We start from the raw sequence: 1802 nt of genomic DNA, 5'->3' as shown, positions 1-1802 counted from the left end.
CTGCAGGACCGCGGCCTCGACGCCTCGCGTGTCATCGCCTCCGGCGTGCCGCCGATCTCGATGCGCGAGGGCGCGGCCGCCATGGTCGAGATGATCTCGCGCTGGCCCGATACGCAGGCAGTGATGTGCGTGTCCGACCTTTCCGCCTTCGGCGCGCTGATGGAATGCGTGCGGCGCGGCATCAGTGTGCCCGACGACGTCGCGATCGCCGGCTTCGGCGCCTATGACCTTGCCGAGCAGTCGGTGCCGTCGATCACCACGATCGATGTCGGCGCGCATGAGATCGGCATCCGCGTGGCCGAGTTGGTGCTCGATCTGCTCAATGGCCGCCGCGCGGCGGACGACCGGGTCGTCGTCGGCATGACACCCAAGGTGATTGCGCGCCACACGGCTTGAACGCTTTTGGAATGACCAACGGCCGGCAGGATGACCGCCGGCCGTTGGCTGTTCCGACAGATGCTGCCGAAGCCTATTTGCCCCAGATCTTCTTGTATTCGTCGCGGTAGCCGTTGCCAGGGTCGAAGCGGTTGTCCGGGCCACCGTCGAACTCGACATTGTCCGAGGTCACTACGTGCAGCGGCGAGATGTAGCCCGACCATTTCTCGCCGGCCATGGCGCGGTTGAGCTCGTCGACCAGCTGCCAGCCCTGCAGGTTCAGCGGTTCCGCCACCGTCACCTTCTGAAACTGGCTGGAGCGGATGCGCTGGTAGGCCGATTCCGAACCGTCGCCGGCCGCCACGTTGATCGGCGCGTCGGTGCCGGACTTGCCGGCCGCCGCCAGCGACGGCCCCATGAAGTCGAAATAGAGGTCGTTGATCGCCAGCGAATGGGTCCATTCATCGCCGTACTTCTGCAGCAGCGACGTGGTGAGCTGCGGCATGCGCTGCGAGGTCTCGGCGATCGGCGTGTCGACATATTCGAGCACCTTGCCGCCGAGATCTTCGATCTCCTTCTTCATCCGGTCCGCCTTGGCGATGGCGATCTGATAGGTGGAATCGGTGAAGATAATGACGCCGGGCTTGCCCTTGGCATCGACAAAGGCCCAGTCGGCGGCCGCCTTGGAGACTTCCATCGGATCGGTCGAGACGTTGGCGATGATACCGAGGTCGTCGATCGGGCCGACCGTCGGTGCTGCATGCCATGCCGCCATCGGGATCTTGGCGGCCTTGGCCTGCTCCATCGCCGGCTTTTGCTCGACGGCGTCGAAGCCGTTGATGATGATGCCGTCCGGATTGAGCGCCAGCGCCTGGCCAAAGGCCGCCGTGCGGCCGCCGATGGAGCCGGCGCCGTCAAGCGTCTTGACCGTCCAGCCAAGTGCCGCCGCCGCTTCCTCGACGCCCTTGGTGACGCCGAGAATGCCGCCGTTCTTCATGTCGGCGCCAAGCACGACGATCGTCTTGCCCGCGGCCCCCTTAGGCCCTGTCATCGGCCCGTCCCATTTCTCGACCTTGCTGGCGTATTTGTCGACGACGGCCTTGGCGTCGGCCATCGGATCGGCGAGCGCGGTCGAGGCGATGCCGAGCGCCAGGCAGGCGACGCCAAGCTGAAGGACTGTTCTGCGATGCATGCTGTTTCTCCCATTAAGCATTGTTGGTTGTCGTTGTTCGTTGGCTGGTGGCTGGTTGAGTGGCGGCGGGCGGCACCACGGCGCCGCGGCGGCGCTGCGCGTAGCCGGCAATGCCGATCGCGACGAGCAGGGTGACGCCGTTGAACAGCGGCTCGACCCAGAACGAGCCGCCGAACTGCTGGATGCCGGAAATGCCGACGGCGAGGATGACGACGCCGATGATCGTGCCCCAGAC

Annotated in this window: 2 protein-coding genes and 1 pseudogene; 1 reads left to right on the top strand and 2 read right to left on the bottom strand. The window is 65.6% G+C overall.

Going from position 1 to position 1802, the window contains the following annotated elements:
* Nucleotides 1-396: substrate-binding domain-containing protein (locus tag EOA33_RS34585; RefSeq protein WP_190234477.1), on the top strand; the 396-nt coding region annotated here is incomplete at its 5' end.
* 73 nt (nt 397-469) lie between these two features.
* Here EOA33_RS34585 and EOA33_RS34580 read toward each other — a convergent pair.
* Together EOA33_RS34580 and EOA33_RS34575 are read right to left on the bottom strand one after the other, a co-directional pair.
* Nucleotides 470-1567 (bottom strand): substrate-binding domain-containing protein, encoded by a 1098-nt coding sequence (locus EOA33_RS34580; protein ID WP_127400512.1) that lies wholly within the window; start codon nt 1565-1567, stop codon nt 470-472.
* Between the two features lie 13 nt (nt 1568-1580).
* A pseudogene (locus tag EOA33_RS34575) lies at nt 1581-1802 on the bottom strand (ABC transporter permease); the annotation flags it as partial.

The sequence above is a fragment of the Mesorhizobium sp. M4A.F.Ca.ET.050.02.1.1 genome, assembly GCF_003997725.1.
Lineage (GTDB): Bacteria > Pseudomonadota > Alphaproteobacteria > Rhizobiales > Rhizobiaceae > Mesorhizobium.
The sequence above is the reverse complement of the archived record's forward strand: the minus strand, read 5'-3'. Positions and strand labels throughout refer to the sequence as shown.

Coding starts and splice junctions, on each gene's coding strand:
- EOA33_RS34580 (WP_127400512.1), bottom strand. CDS start 1,567: ATGCATCGCAGAACAGTCCTTCAGCTTGGCGTCGCCTGCCTGGCGCTC.